The organism is Dyella sp. (genome assembly GCF_035685805.1).
In the GTDB taxonomy this organism is placed as follows: Bacteria; Pseudomonadota; Gammaproteobacteria; order Xanthomonadales; family Rhodanobacteraceae; genus Dyella_A.
Window position 1 is genome coordinate 42742 of record NZ_DASSAB010000061.1, and the last position, 14001, is coordinate 56742.

The window sequence follows — 14001 nt, forward strand, 5'->3', positions numbered from 1 at the left end:
CTGCACTGCAGCCGGCCTTTTTCATGGGGGCGACTACCGCCGTTCAGCGGCCACGATCGAGCAGTGCCCGCGCGCCCTGCGCCAGCAGCGCCTGCGCCACCTGTACGCCGAGTGCGTCGGGCTCGGACGCGGCCCCGCATGCGCCGGCCACGATCAGTTCGCCGCTGGCGGCATCGCCGACCAGACCGCGCAGATCCAGTCCGTGCTCGGTCCGCACGCACCACGCGCCCACCGGCACCGTGCAGCTGCCGCCGAGGGCGTGGTTCATCGCGCGCTCGGCGGTGATGCACACGCGCGTTTCGGCGTCATCCAGCGCCCGCAGCAGGGCATGCACGGCCGGCTGATCCGCGCGCGCCTCGATGGCGATCGCCGCCTGTCCCGGGGCCGGCAACCACTCGGGTGCGGCCAGCCGGCTGCGGATGCGCGCGGCGAAATCCAGCCGCTCCAGCCCGGCACAGGCGAGCAGGATCGCGTCGTACTCGCCGGCATCGAGCTTGGCCAGTCGCGTGCCCACGTTGCCGCGCAGGTCGCGCAGCTGCAGGTCCGGCCGTGCCGCGCGCAGCTGCGCCTGCCGGCGCAGTGACGAGGTGCCTACGCGCGCGCCATGCGGCAGCGCCGCGAGGTCGGCGTGGTGGTTGCTGACGAAGGCATCGGCAGCGTCGGCACGCGGCAGGATCGCCGGCAGCACGAAGCCCGGCTCCAGCTCGGCCGGCACGTCCTTGAGCGAATGCACCGCGAGCTCGGCGCGCCCTTCCAGCATGGCCACCTCCAGCTCCTTCAGGAACAGGCCCTTGCCGCCGATGGTGGCCAGCGGGCGATCGAGGATCTCGTCGCCGCGCGTGCTCATGGGCACCAGCTCCACCGCCAGGCCGGGATGCGCCGCGCGCAGCAGCGCGGCCACATGCTCGGCCTGCCACAGCGCAAGCGCGCTCTTGCGGGTGGCGATACGCAGGGTGCTGAGGCTCATGGGGATGTCCGTGGCGTGGGGTGCGAGGCAGCGCGGCTGCCCGAGACCCCATTGTCGCGTAAACGCGCCGCACGGTCAGCGCATGACGCCGCGGGACACGCCGGGGCCGCATGTCGCCGCGCCGCGTTCGCCGATGCAGGCAGGGCGGCGTGACCTCATCTCCCAACCACAGGGTCGGCTGCGCGGCAATGCCCGTGCCCGATCCGCGCACCGCCGCCGTTCGCTGCCTGGGCGGCGGCGAAGCTTCAGCCCATGCGCAGCAGCTTGCGCAACGCGGGCAGGTTGCGCCGACTGACTTCCGGATGCAGCTCGGTGCCTGCCAGGCGCGCCAGCGTGCGGCCGTCGGGCAGCGTCTTCAGCCCCACCAGGCGCGCGTTCGGCACCAGGCAATTGCGGTGCAGGCGCACCAGCTGGTCGGGATAGGCTTCCTCCAGCTGCCGCAGGGATTCCTCGATCAGCAGCTCGCCGCTGGTGTGCTGCACCACGACGTATTTTTCATCGGCGAGCAGGCAGATCACCTCGCTCAGGGCTATCCGCACCTGCTCGTTGCGCAGCCGTCCGTGCAGGTAGCCGGTGCTCTCCGCCGGCGTGGCGTCGAGGCGGCGTGCCGCACGCTGCAGCGCCTCGCGCAGGCGTTCCAGCCGCACCGGCTTGAGCAGGTAATCGACCGCACCCAGGTCGAACGCCTCCACCGCGTGGTTTTCGTAGGCGGTGCAGAACACCACCTGCGGCCGCGCCCGCCCGGCCAGCCGCCGGGCCAGCGCGGTGCCGTCGATGCCGGGCATGTTGATGTCCAGCAGCACCACGTCGGGCGAGTGCGCGGCGATGGCGGCGATCGCCGCCTCGCCGTCGGCCACGCTGCCGGCGATCTCGCAGCCGTCGCACTCCCCCAGCAGCGCGGCCAGCCGCATCCGCGCCAGCGGCTCGTCGTCCACGATCAGCACGCGCATGGCTGCACTCCATCGGTCCGCGAGAGTTCGCCAGGCAGGCTAGGGCCCATGTCCAGCCTCCAGCGGCAGGCGCAGGCGCACCACGAAGCGGTCGCCCTGCGGGCCGGCCTGCACCTGCGCTCGCGCGCCGTAGCGATAGGCGACGCGCTGGCGCACGTTGTCCAGTCCGAGGCCGTGGCCGCCGGGCGCGGGTGCTGCCGGCAGCGGGTTGTCGATCACGATCACCAGCGCACCGTTCTCGCAGTGCCCGCGCAGGGTGATCTCGCCGCCCTCGCGCAGCGGCTGGATACCGTGCCGCACCGCGTTCTCGACCAGCGGCTGCAGCAGCAGGCGCGGCAGCGGGAAGCCGGCCGGCAACGCGTCGAGCTGGCGCAGCACACGCAATCGCGGCCCCAGCCGCAGCTGTTCGATCGCCAGGTAACGCTCGACCAGGTTGAGCTCGTCGGCAAGCGTGCCGTCGCGGCTGCCGTGCTGCCCCAGCGCGGCGCGGAACAGCTCGGACAGATCCTCCACCGTGCGCTCGGCCGCGGCCGGATCGACCCGCACCAGCGCCGCCACCGTGTTCATGCTGTTGAACAGGAAGTGCGGACGAATGCGCGCCTGCAGCGCCGCCACCTGCGCCTGCGACGCCGCGGCCAGCCGCTGCTGCCACTGCGCCAGCACGAAGAAGTAGCGCAGCATCGCAGCACCCAGCAGCGCGGCAATCAGTGCGTTGTCGCGCACGAACTGGCCATATCCGCCGGTGATCAGCGCCAGCCCCAGCGCGCCATCGGCCCAACGCGCCACCGCGCTGCCGGCGATCACGATCAGCACGATCAGCAGCCATACGCCGGCATACGGCAACCAGCCGGACAGCCGCTGCAGGCGCGCCCGCGCCTTGCACAGGCTCAATGCGATGAGCACCGACAGCCACGCCACGAATGCCATGCCCACGCTGTAGCCGCGCCAGCCCAGGCGCGTGTCCGGCGCCAGCCACACGACGGTGACGGTGAGCGCGCCCACCACCAGCAGGGCGAACAGCGCCGGCAGCCGGCAGAAATCCGGCAGCGGGCTGTGGGAGCGGGACGGACGCACGTCGGAGCGCATATCGGCGCAGTATGCCGCCAGCGGCGACGGTGCGCCGTTCAGGCGCGCAGGCGCTTGCCGAGCCACTCGCGCAGGTCGCCGATCTCCTGCGGACAGACCGAGTGCGGCATCGGGTAGGTGTGCCAGTCCACGACGTAGCCGAGCGCTTCCAGCGCGGCACGCGAATCCAGGCCGCGCTGCAGGATCACCACCGGGTCCATCGTGCCGTGGCCCCAGAACAGCGGCACCGCCGCATTGGCGGCGTGTCGTTCGGTGGCGAGCGTGGAGGCCAGCGGCAGGTAGGTGGACAGCGCCACGATCCCCGCCAGCGCGTGGGCGTGCCGCAAGCCCGCCGCCAGCGCGATCGCGCCGCCCTGCGAGAACCCGGCCAGCACGATGCGTTCGCTGGGGACACCCCGCTCGTGCTCACGCTCGATCAGCGCTTCCACCGCGGCGATCGAGCGGCGCATGCCGACTTCGTCCTGGCGACTCAACAGATCGAACCCGACGATGTCGTACCAGGCGCGCATCGGCATGCCGCCGTTGACCGTCACCGGCTGCACCGGCGCATGCGGAAACACAAAGCGCAGCGGCGGCCAGTCCCGCGCCGCCAGTTCCGGCACCACCGGCGCAAAGTCGTTGCCGTCCGCGCCCAGCCCGTGCAGCCAGATCACGCTGTGGGTGGGCTGTGCGCCGGTTTCGCGCTCGACGGTGGGCAGCAGGCTCATCGCTTCGTTTCCATGGCAGGCGTCGGGGCCGCATCGTACCAGCGCGGGCGGGTCACCCTTGACCAATGGCGGGTGTGCGCCGGTGTGGCGGCTCGCTACGCTGGTCGGATTGCCACCGTGGAGCTACCCATGCATCGCACTGCGCTTGCCGTCCTCGTCGCCCTGCTCGTGTCGCCCGTCCACGCCGCCGTGCCGGCCGCGCCGGCGCCGGCCCCGCTCGACCTGGAAACCATCATGGCCAATCCGGACTGGATCGGGCATCCGGTGGAGTCGCCGTACTGGAGCGTCGACGGCGATGCGATCTACTACCGCGTGCAGCGCGACGGCAGCCCGGTGCGCGACCTGTACCGGGTCGACCCGGCGAGCGGCCGCAGCGAGAAGCTCGACCCTGCCGCCGAGGCAACGGCCGACGGCCCGGCCGTCTACGATCGCCGCCACGCGCATGCGGCCTTCATCCGCCACGGCGACGTTTTCGTGGTGGATCTGCCCGGCGGCGCACGCCGCCAGGTCACCCGCACGCCGGCCGACGAATCTTCGCCGCGTTTCTCCGCCGACGGCCGCACCCTGCAGTACCGCCAGGGCAACGACTGGTTCTCCTACGACCTGGCCGCCGGCGTGAGCGCCCCCGTCGCCGTGCTGAAGTTCGCCGACGATCCGCAGGCGGAAAAGCCCGACGCGCTGCGCGATCACCAGCGCGCATTGTTCGGCACGCTGCGACAGATCCAGGACGACAAGGCCGCCGAGCGCGCGCAGGAGAAGGCGCTGCAGGCGGCCGATCCGGGACGCGCCCCCGAGCCGTTCTGGCTCGGCGACAAGGTCACCGCGGTCGATACCGAACTCTCCCCGGACGGCCGCTGGATGCTGCTGGTGACCGAGCCGAAGGATGCCGCCAACGGCGAAGCGCCGAAGGTCATCCACTTCGTCACCGACTCGGGCTATACCGAGGCGCAGGACGCGCGCAGCTACGTCGGCCGCAAGGACCCGACGCCACAGTCGCTGCTGCTGCTGGATCTCTCCACCCATGCAAGCTACCCACTCGATACAGCCGTGTTGCCGGGGATCAAGGACGACCCGCTGGACGCCCTGCGCCGGCAGGCGATCGCGGCGCGCCAGAAGGCCGGTGACGACGACGGGGCGAAGGCGCTGAAGGCGCCGGACGTGCGCCCGGTGCACATCGTCTCGGGCGAGAACGACGGCTCCGGCGGTGGCATCGCCTGGAGCGACGACGGCGCCCGGCTCGCCATCCAGCTGCGCGCGATCGACAACAAGGACCGCTGGATCGCCAGCGTCGACTTCGGCAAGCACGCGCTGGTGAACCAGCAGCGCCTGCATGACGACGCCTGGATCAACTGGAACTTCAACGATTTCGGCTGGCTCAAGGACAACCGCACGCTGTGGTACCTGAGCGAACAGACCGGCTGGTCGCAGCTCTACGTCAAGCCGTTGGCCGGCAAGGCGAAGCCGCTCACCGCGGGCCAGTTCGAGATCAGCCATCCGCAGTTGAGCGACGACGGCCGCTGGTTCTACGTGCGCTCCAACCGCGCGGCGCCCTACAGCTATGACGTCTACCGCGTGCCCTCGGGCGGCGGCGAACTCACCCGCCTCACGCAGTACCAGGGCACGGGCGAGTTCGCGCTGTCGCCGGACGGCGAGCAGCTCGCCGTGCTGCATTCATCGCCCTACCGGTTTGACCAGCTGGCCGTGGTGCCGTCGACCGGCGGCGCGGCGCGCGAGCTGACCGACACCATGAAGCCTGCGTTCACCGCACACGACTGGATCGTGCCGGCCATCGTGCAGGTACCGTCCTCCCATGGCGCCGGCGCGATCTACGCCAAGTACTACGGCCCGGCCGACGACACCGCCGCGCCGGCTTCGCGCCCGGCGGTGATCTTCGTGCACGGCGCCGGCTACACCCAGGACGTGACGCTCGGTTCCACCTACTACTTCCGCGAGCAGATGTTCCACAACTTGCTGGTTCAGAAGGGCTACGTGGTGCTCGACATGGACTACCGCGCCTCCGAAGGCTACGGCCGCGCCTGGCGCACCGCGATCTACCGGCAGATGGGTCACCCGGAGCTGGAAGACCTGCTCGACGGCAAGGCCTGGCTGGTGAAGCAGCACGGCGTGGACCCGAAGCGCGTGGGCATCTACGGCGGCAGCTACGGCGGCTTCATGACCGAGATGGCGCTGCTGCGAGCGCCGGGCGAGTTCGCCGCGGGTGCGGCGCTGCGCCCGCCGTCGGACTGGGTCACCTACAACCACGAGTACAGCTCGAACATCCTCAACGATCCGCAGCTCGATCCCGCGGCGTACACCACGAGTTCACCGATCGAGTACGCGGCGAATCTCGCCGACCCGCTGCTGATCGAACACGGCCTGATCGACGACAACGTGATGGCGGCCGACTCGATCCGGCTGTACCAGCGGTTCGTCGAGCTGCACAAGAAGAACTTCTGGATCTCGCTGTATCCGCTGGAGCGCCACGGGTTCGTTCATCCCGACGCGTGGTACGACGAGTACCGCCGCATCGACGAGTTGTTCGATACCTACGTGAAAGGCCGCGCCGCGGCGCCCTGACGACGGCATGCAGCGGGTCGCGCCGCCGCGCCGGCGCGATCCGAAGTGCGCGCCTGCCGCACGCGGTCGGCACGCATACACTGGCCTCCACGCCGCCAGGGAATGGATGCCATGCCACTCGGAAAACTCTCGCTGCGCCTGGGTATCGCCCTGATCGCCATGCCCGCGTCGCTGCTGCTGGCCGGCCTGCTGCACAGCGGCTACCCGGCCGGCCTGTTCGTGCCGGCGCTGGTCCTGGCCATCCTGTACTGGATCGACCTTCGTGCAGCCCTGGGCGAGGCCGCCAGCGACGCGCCCGGCGTGCGCGCCGCGTGCCGGACGCTGGCCATACCGGGGCTGGTGATCGGCCTGGGACTGACCGCGCTGGCGCTCTCCGCCGCGGTGGACGCCTGGCGTGCGCTACGGACCGGCTCGCTGGCGCAGGCGGGCTTCTCGCCCGGCGCGTTGGTGCTGCTGGCACTCGCCTTGCTCTGCGGGGTGCTGCTGATCCGCGGCGCCTGGCGCAGTGCCAGGGGGCGGAGCGTCGGCCGGGCACGGGGCCTGCGGCTGGACAGCTGGTTCCACGTGACCTTCGACGACACCCACGTGCACCTGGACGTGCACCCGCCGGGGCGACCCGCCTGGCAGGACGCGTTCCCGTGGAGCGCGATCGTGCGCGTGTGCTTCAAGGACGAGGGCCTGTACGCCTCCGACGGGCTGTACATCTTCACCACGCTGCGGCCGGAGTCGTTCGTGGTTCCCACCGAGGCGGACGGCGGCGAGGCGCTGTTCGCGGCCCTTTTCGAGCGTGGCTACTTCCCCGACGAGGTGTTCCGCCAGGCGATCTCCTCCACCGACGGCGGCTTTTACTGCTGGCCGGCGCTGGAGGAGGGAACCGGCGCGCGCTGAGTGCAGCGCCGGTGTTGCGCGCGGCCTCAGCCGCGCAGCGAGCGAAACAGCATGTAGATCGCCACCACGATGATCACGCCGGCGAAGATCGCGTTGAGCGCGCCGCGGGTTTTCGCCAGCCGCTTCGCACCGATCGCCCCGAGCCAGCCACCGGCCACGCCGCCGCCGATGAACGCGGCGGCGACCGGCCAGTCGATCAGGCCGGAAAACGCGTAGTTGGCTGCGGCGGTCAGGCCGAACGCGCCGACGGCGAACAGCGACGTGCCGATCGCGTGGATGATCTCCATGCCGCTGGCCAGCATCAGCCCCGGCACGATCAGGAATCCGCCGCCGATGCCGAAGAAGCCCGACAGTGCGCCGGCGCCAAGGCCCACGCCGGCCAGCCGCGGGTTGGTGTGCGGCAGCGGGTAGCGGTCCGGGCCGCCGCCGCGGCGCCCGCGCAGCATCAGCGCGGCCACCACGATCATCAGCACGGCGAACAGCACCAGCAGGCGCTGGCCATCGACCGCCTTGCCGATGGTCGAGCCGATGAAAGCGCCGACCACGCCGGTCGCGGCAAAGATGAAGGCGGCCCTCCAGCGCACGTGGCCGGCGCGTGCGTGCGGGATCAGGTTGGCAAACGCATTGAGCGACACCGCCAGCGCGCTGGTGCCGATGGCCAGGTGCGGATTGCGCACGCCCACCACGTAGAGCAGCAGCGGCACGGCGAGGATCGAGCCGCCGCCGCCGATCAGCGCCAGCGAAAAGCCGACGGCCGATCCGCAAGCGATGGCGAGCAGGGCCTGGATCAGGTCAAAGGGGGGCATCGTGTGGCTCTCGCGGTTGGTCAGTCGTGGCAGAACTGGTCGAACAGGGTCTGCATCAACGCATGCACGCGTGCATCGCTGATGCGGTAGTAGATCGATTGCGCCTCGCGCCGGCCGCTCACCACGCCGTCGCGGCGCAGCAGCGAGAGATGCTGTGACACCACGCTTTGCGCCAGTCCCAGCGCCTGCGCCAGTTCGCCCACCGAGCGCTCACCCGGGATCAGCTGGCACAGCAGCATCAGCCGGTTGTGGCTGGCCATTGCCTTGAGCACGGCGATCGCCTCGTCGGCGTGCGCGTGCATGCGCTGCATCGGCGGCGCGGCCGGGCCCGCGCCGTGCGGCTTCGTTGCCGTTGCCATCACTGCCCCCGGTACGCGCGCAGGCGCGGCGCGAACGCGGCGAGGTCGTAGCCGGCGCTGGCCGCCCGCGCCAGGATCGCGCGGTCATCCAGCGCGTCGGTGGCCTGCAGCGCCCACAGCATGGTCGAGCGCGTGCCGGTGCGGCAGAACGCCAGCACCGGCGCGGGCAGCTCGGCAATCGCCTGCGCAAAGGCGCGCGCCTGGTCGTCCCGCACCTGGCCCGAGACCACCGGCAGCGGCCGGTAGGCGAGCCCGGCGCGTGCCGCCGCGGCGGCCAGTGCAGCGTCCGCCGGTTGCCCGGGTTCTTCGCCGTCCGGCCGATTGTTGACGACGCTGCGATAGCCCTGCGCCGCGATCGCGGGCAGGTCGTCGGGGCTGATCTGGGCGGCCACGCCGATCGTGTCGGTGAGGCGCTGGATGGTCGGGGCTTGGGTCATGGTCAGGTTCCGGGGGGATGGGAGGCGGCGCGGGCTCACAACGCGTCGAGCGGGATCTTCAGGTAGCTCACGCCGTTGTCGTCCGGCGGCGGCTTGTGGCCGGCACGCATGTTGATCTGCACCGAGGGCAGGATCAGCTTGGGCATTGCCAGGGTGGCATCGCGTGCGGTGCGCATCTGCACGAAGTCCGCCTCGGTGATGCCCTCGCGCACGTGCAGGTTGCCGTGCTTCTCGGCGGCCACCGTGGTCTCGCAGGCGTACTCGTCGCGGCCCGGTGCCTTGTAGTCGTGGCACAGGAAGATGCGCGTGGACTCCGGCAGCGCGTAGATGGTCTGGATCGAGCGGTACAGCGTGGCCGCGTCGCCGCCGGGAAAGTCGCAGCGCGCAGTGCCGTAGTCGGGCATGAACAGCGTGTCGCCGACGAACGCCGCGTCGCCGATCACGTGCGTCATGCAGGCGGGCGTGTGGCCGGGGGTATGCATCGCCACCGCCTCGATCCCGCCCACGCGGTAGTGCTCGCCATCGGCAAACAGGTGGTCGAACTGGCTGCCGTCGCGGGCGAACTCGGTGCCGGCGTTGAACAGCTTGCCGAAGGTGTCCTGCACGGTGCGGATGTGCTCGCCGATGCCCAACTTGCCGCCCAGCTGCTGCTGGATGTACGGCGCGGCGGAGAGGTGATCGGCGTGCACGTGGGTGTCGATCACCCAGTCCACGGCGAGGTCGTGCGCACGCACCCAGGCGACGATCGCGTCGGCCGAATCATGGCGCGTGCGGCCGGAGGCGGCGTCGTAGTCGAGCACGCTGTCGATCACCGCGGCGCGCCTGGTGGCGGGGTCGGAGACGACATAGCTGAAGGTATTGGTTGGTTCGTCGAAGAACGCTTTGACGTCGGGGCGTTGCATGGCTTTCTCCTTCGCTTGAGGGCGCGCGCTCAACTGCGCGCCGCAGGAATCTTCGACGCCAGCCACCAACCGGCGACCATGGTGGTGATCAGCACGCCCAGCGCCGGCGTCGCGGCCGTGAGCGAGGCCAGGGCCGGGCCCGGGCAGTAGCCGGCGATGCCCCAGCCGATGCCGAAAAGGGCCGCTCCACCGACCAGCCGCGCGTCGAAGCGGCTCGCCGTCGGCAACTGGAAGCTCGGCTCGAACAGCGGCCGGCCGCGGCGAAACACCAGCCGGTAGCCGATCGCGGTGGTCAGTACCGCACCGCCCATCACGAACACCAGGCGCGGGTTCCAGGCGCCGAACAGGTCGAGAAAGCCCTGCACCACCGACGGCTGGGTCATTCCGCCCAGGCTCAGGCCCAGGCCAAACAGCAGGCCGGCCAGCATGGCCACAGTCATTTTCATGGTCAGACCACTCCCAGCAGGTGACGCAGGACAAATACGGTGGCGATACCGGCAGCCATGAACACGCCGGTGGCCAGCAGTGAACGCGGCGACAGACGGGCGATGCCGCACACGCCGTGACCGCTGGTGCAGCCACTGCCCAGGCGCGTGCCAATGCCCACCAGCAAACCGGCCAGCGCCATCAGCGGCAGGCCGACCGGCGGCGCGCCGATGCCGCGGTCCTGGCCGAACAGGCTCAGCAGCAGCGGTCCGGCGATCAGGCCGATCACGAAGGCTACGCGCCAGCCGCGATCGCCGCGATTGCCGATGAAGACGCCGCTGGCGATGCCGCTGATACCGGTGATCCGGCCCAGGCTGGCCATCAGCAAGACTGCGGCGCCCCCGATCAGGACACCACCCAGCAAGGAAAGAAGGTATGGGTGCATGAGTCAATATTCGTATATGCGATTAAACGAATATAAAGGCGCCCGAGCCGGCACGCAAGAGGGGCTGCCGTCGCGGGCTCTCGGCGAGCGGTGCTGCCGCTGCCCCGGGTGCATCCGGCGCATGCCCCATGCCCCGCGGGTTGCACGCAGAACACTTTGCCGGCGCAAAAGCTGTGATCTAGATATTTGCCTTGACAATTAAACTCACAGCAATAGAATGCCCGGCCATGAACCGTCCCGACGCCCTCACCCCCCCGATCGCCAAAGGCCCCGCCGAGAGTCTCGGCGTGCTGCTCGGGCTGGTCCGCTCCGAGATCGTGCGGGCCATGGAAGCCGAGCTGGCCGCGCATCAGATCGACCTGCGCTTTACCCAGTTCCTGATACTCAAGCGGCTGGCACGGCTCGGTCCGATGAGCGCCAGCGAGCTGGCCCGCTCGGTGGAGCTCGACGGCGGCGCCATGACCCGGCAGCTCGACCAGCTGGAAGCCAAGGGTTTCCTGCGCCGCACGCCGCATGAGCAGGATCGCCGCGCCCTGCGGATCGAACTCACAGACGCGGGCGACGCCCTGTGGCACCGGCTCACCGACTGCAACGACCGTGTGCTGGAGGCGGCCCAGCGGTCGCTCAGCGGCACCGAGCGCGAACAACTGCACGACTACCTCGAGCGCGTGCTGCACGCACTGCGCGACAAGTCCTGAACCCATCTCCCCAGAGACCTTCCCCATGCGTCTGCATTCCCTCGCCGCCGGACTCGGGCTCACCCTGCTGCTGGCCGGCTGCGCCAGCGACGGCGGGCTGCACCCCAACGGCTCGCTGACCGACCCGTCCGCCCTTGCCACCGACCAGAGCCTGGCGCGCCTGCACGTGGCCGAAGCCAGCTGGCCCAGCGACGACTGGTGGACCACGCTGGGCGATCCGCAGCTGAGCGCGCTGATCAACGAAGCGCTGCGCGACAACCCCGGCCTGGCCAGCGCCGACGCCCGTGCGCGCGCCGCACAGGCAGAAGTCGGCAGCGCCGATGCCGCGCGCGGCCCGCAGGTGAACGCCGCGGGCGCCGTCTCCGGCGCGCGCCTCCCCACCACGGCCGTGCCGGCCGATGTCGGCGGCGGCCACTTCGTTACCGCCAAGTACGCCTACGCCAGCTTCAACTGGGGCCTGGATCTGTGGGGCGGCAAGCGCGCCGCCTGGGAAGCGGCGGTGGGTGCGGCCAAGGCCGCCGACATCGAGGCGCGGGCCGCCCGCATCGAGCTGTCCACCAACGTGGCCCGCGCCTATGCCCAGCTTGGCTATGCCTACGCCCGGAAAGACGTCGCCGATGCCGAGCTGGAGCGCGCCTCCGCGGCGCGCAAGCTCACCCGCCAGCGCGTTGCCGCGGGCGTGGACAGCAAGCTGCAGCTCAAGCAGGGCGACGTCGAGGTCGCGCAGGCCGAGCGCGCGCAGGCCGTTGCCGACCGCGCGGTCGACGCGGCGCAGTCGGCGCTGTCGGTGCTGCTGGGCAAAGGGCCCGACCGTGGCCTGGCGATCGCCCGCCCCGGCCTGCTGCAGCCCGCTGCGGTCGCGGTGCCGGCCGATCTCTCCGCCGGCCTGATCGGCCATCGTCCCGACCTCGTCGCGGCGCGCTGGCGGGTCGAGGCGGCACAGCAGAACATCAAAGCCGCCAAGACCGAATTCCTGCCCAACCTGAGCATCGGCGCCATGGCCGGCCTACTGGCCACTGGCGGCACCAACCTGTTCCAGCTGCCGGCGCGGTTCTACCAGTTCGGGCCCACCCTGAGCCTGCCGATCTACGACGGCGGTCGCCTGCGCGCGAACCTCGACAGCAAGGACGCTGCCTACGACCTGGCCGTGGCGCAGTACAACCAGACCCTGGTGAGCGCAGTGAACGAGGTGGCGGACGATCTGTCGGCACTCGACTCGCTGGGCGCCCAGGTGACGGCGCAGCAGCGCGCGCTGGATGCCGCGCAGCAGGCGTGGGAGCTGGCTCGCCAGCGCTACGACGCCGGCATCGGCAGTTACCTCGAGGCACTCAGCGTGCGCCAGCAGCTGCTCGTCGCGGAGCAGGGCATGGCCGCGCTCAAGGCGCAGCAGGTCGACCTGTCGGTGCAGCTGATTGCAGCGCTGGGCGGCGGCTACCGGCCGCGCGACCGCAGCAGCGAGCCGCCTGCCGCTGCCGAGCTTTCCTCTTCCCCCACTTCCCCTTCCGATCGTTCCTGAGGCCGACCATGTCCAGCCAAACCTCCCAGCCGGCCGACGCCCAGGCCGCCCCTGCCGCCACTCCGGCCGCCAAGCCGCCCAAGAATCGCCGCGGCCTGTTCCTGCGCCTGCTCGTGGTGGTGGTGGTGATCGCCGCCATCGCGTGGACCGCGTGGTACTTCCTCGAAGGCCGCTGGTACGAGGGCACCGACGATGCCTACGTCAACGGCAACGTGGTGCAGATCACTCCGCAGATTCCCGGCACCGTGATCAGCATCGGCGCCGATGACGGTGACCGGGTGCACGCCGGCGACGTGCTGGTGAAACTCGACAAGAGCAATGCCGAGGTTGCGCTGGCCGAAGCCCGCGCCAACCTTGCCAGCACCGTGCGCAAGGTGCGCGGGCTTTACAGCAGCGTCACCGGCGCCCAGGCCGACGTGGCCGCGCGCCAGGTCGCGGTGGACAAGGCCCGCGCCGACTACAACCGACGCAAGGACCTGGCCCGCTCCGGTGCGATCTCCGCCGAGGAACTGGCGCACGCCCGCGAGGAGCTGGCCGCCGCCGAAAGCGCGCTGACCACCACGCAGCAGCGGCTGCAGACCAGCAAGGTGCTGGTCGACGACACGGTGGTTGCGTCGCATCCGGACGTCCAGACGGCCGCCGCCAGGCTGCGTGCGGCCTACCTGGACAACCAGCGCACCACGATCGTGGCGCCGGTCGACGGCTACGTCGCCAAGCGCTCGGTGCAGCTGGGCCAGCGCGTGGCGCCGGGCATGGCGATGATGGCAGTGGTACCGCTGCATCAGGTGTGGGTGGACGCCAACTTCAAGGAGACCCAGCTGACCAAGATGCGCATCGGCCAGCCGGTGGAGATCACCAGCGACGTGTACGGCGGGGACGTCACTTATCGCGGCACGATCGAGAGCCTTGGCGTGGGCACCGGCAGCGCGTTCTCGCTGCTGCCGGCGCAGAACGCCACCGGCAACTGGATCAAGATCGTGCAGCGCATCCCGGTGCGCATCACCTTCGACGACCCGAAGCAGCTCGATCGCCATCCGCTGCGCATCGGCCTGTCCACCACCGTCGACGTGAACCTGCACAACCAGGACGGCCCGATGCTCTCGCAGCAGTCGCCGGGCAAGCCGATCCTGGACACCGACGTGTACGAGCAGCAGGCCGCCAAGGCGGACGAGATGATCGAGCAGATCATTCACGCCAACATGGCCGGCAGCCACGGCAAGTAACGCCCTGCCGCCTC

Annotated in this window: 15 protein-coding genes; 5 read left to right on the forward strand and 10 right to left on the reverse strand. The window is 70.6% G+C overall.

Annotated elements, in window-relative coordinates:
* Nucleotides 1-43: 43 nt before the first annotated feature.
* From hemC to VFG40_RS17485, 4 genes are all read right to left on the reverse strand, one after another.
* Nucleotides 44-967, reverse strand: coding sequence for a hydroxymethylbilane synthase (hemC, locus tag VFG40_RS17470; RefSeq protein WP_324899917.1), 924 nt, complete (start codon nt 965-967; stop codon nt 44-46).
* 245 nt (nt 968-1212) lie between these two features.
* Nucleotides 1213-1917 (reverse strand): LytR/AlgR family response regulator transcription factor, encoded by a 705-nt coding sequence (locus VFG40_RS17475; RefSeq protein ID WP_324899919.1) that lies wholly within the window; start codon nt 1915-1917, stop codon nt 1213-1215.
* 39 nt (nt 1918-1956) lie between these two features.
* Nucleotides 1957-2991, reverse strand: a complete 1035-nt coding sequence (locus VFG40_RS17480; RefSeq protein ID WP_324899922.1) for a sensor histidine kinase — start codon at nt 2989-2991, stop codon at nt 1957-1959.
* Between the two features lie 50 nt (nt 2992-3041).
* Nucleotides 3042-3710 (reverse strand): alpha/beta hydrolase, encoded by a 669-nt coding sequence (locus tag VFG40_RS17485; RefSeq protein ID WP_324899923.1) that lies wholly within the window; start codon nt 3708-3710, stop codon nt 3042-3044.
* Nucleotides 3711-3839: 129 nt separating this feature from the next.
* On the opposite strand from VFG40_RS17485, the gene VFG40_RS17490 reads away from it, so the two are divergent.
* Together VFG40_RS17490 and VFG40_RS17495 are read left to right on the forward strand one after the other, a co-directional pair.
* Nucleotides 3840-6287 carry a S9 family peptidase gene (locus VFG40_RS17490; protein WP_324899925.1) on the forward strand — a complete coding sequence of 816 codons (2448 nt, stop codon included), beginning with the start codon at nt 3840-3842 and terminating at the stop codon, nt 6285-6287.
* Nucleotides 6288-6398: 111 nt separating this feature from the next.
* Entirely contained in the window at nt 6399-7175 is a 777-nt protein-coding gene (locus tag VFG40_RS17495; RefSeq protein WP_324899927.1) for a hypothetical protein, read from the forward strand.
* Between the two features lie 26 nt (nt 7176-7201).
* Here the strand turns inward: VFG40_RS17495 and VFG40_RS17500 are convergent, their stop codons facing one another.
* Genes VFG40_RS17500 through VFG40_RS17525 form a run of 6 tightly spaced genes read right to left on the reverse strand, consistent with a single transcriptional unit; the run spans nt 7202 to nt 10550 of the window.
* Nucleotides 7202-7981 carry a sulfite exporter TauE/SafE family protein gene (locus VFG40_RS17500; RefSeq protein WP_324899929.1) on the reverse strand — a complete coding sequence of 260 codons (780 nt, stop codon included), beginning with the start codon at nt 7979-7981 and terminating at the stop codon, nt 7202-7204.
* 20 nt (nt 7982-8001) lie between these two features.
* Nucleotides 8002-8340, reverse strand: a complete 339-nt coding sequence (locus VFG40_RS17505; protein ID WP_324899931.1) for an ArsR/SmtB family transcription factor — start codon at nt 8338-8340, stop codon at nt 8002-8004.
* A complete protein-coding gene (locus tag VFG40_RS17510; RefSeq protein WP_324899933.1) occupies nt 8340-8777 on the reverse strand; it encodes a protein tyrosine phosphatase family protein in 438 nt (145 codons plus the stop codon). Before VFG40_RS17510 ends, VFG40_RS17505 begins: the two co-directional genes overlap by 1 nt.
* A 35-nt stretch (nt 8778-8812) precedes the next feature.
* Nucleotides 8813-9679, reverse strand: coding sequence for an MBL fold metallo-hydrolase (locus VFG40_RS17515; protein ID WP_324899935.1), 867 nt, complete (start codon nt 9677-9679; stop codon nt 8813-8815).
* A gap of 29 nt (nt 9680-9708) precedes the next feature.
* Entirely contained in the window at nt 9709-10125 is a 417-nt protein-coding gene (locus tag VFG40_RS17520) for a DUF6691 family protein (protein WP_324899937.1), read from the reverse strand.
* Nucleotides 10126-10127: 2 nt separating this feature from the next.
* The gene (locus VFG40_RS17525) at nt 10128-10550 is read right to left on the reverse strand and encodes a YeeE/YedE family protein (protein WP_324899939.1); all 423 of its coding nucleotides are present in this window, start codon (nt 10548-10550) and stop codon (nt 10128-10130) included.
* 326 nt (nt 10551-10876) lie between these two features.
* Here VFG40_RS17525 and VFG40_RS17530 point away from each other — a divergent pair, with 326 nt between their 5' ends.
* Genes VFG40_RS17530 through VFG40_RS17540 form a run of 3 tightly spaced genes read left to right on the forward strand, consistent with a single transcriptional unit; the run spans nt 10877 to nt 13987 of the window.
* Nucleotides 10877-11248: a MarR family winged helix-turn-helix transcriptional regulator gene (locus tag VFG40_RS17530; RefSeq protein WP_324899974.1), complete on the forward strand. Its 372-nt coding sequence runs from the start codon at nt 10877-10879 to the stop codon at nt 11246-11248.
* Between the two features lie 25 nt (nt 11249-11273).
* Nucleotides 11274-12764 carry an efflux transporter outer membrane subunit gene (locus VFG40_RS17535; RefSeq protein WP_324899941.1) on the forward strand — a complete coding sequence of 497 codons (1491 nt, stop codon included), beginning with the start codon at nt 11274-11276 and terminating at the stop codon, nt 12762-12764.
* 8 nt (nt 12765-12772) lie between these two features.
* Nucleotides 12773-13987 (forward strand): HlyD family secretion protein, encoded by a 1215-nt coding sequence (locus VFG40_RS17540; RefSeq protein ID WP_324899943.1) that lies wholly within the window; start codon nt 12773-12775, stop codon nt 13985-13987.
* Nucleotides 13988-14001: the final 14 nt, after the last annotated feature.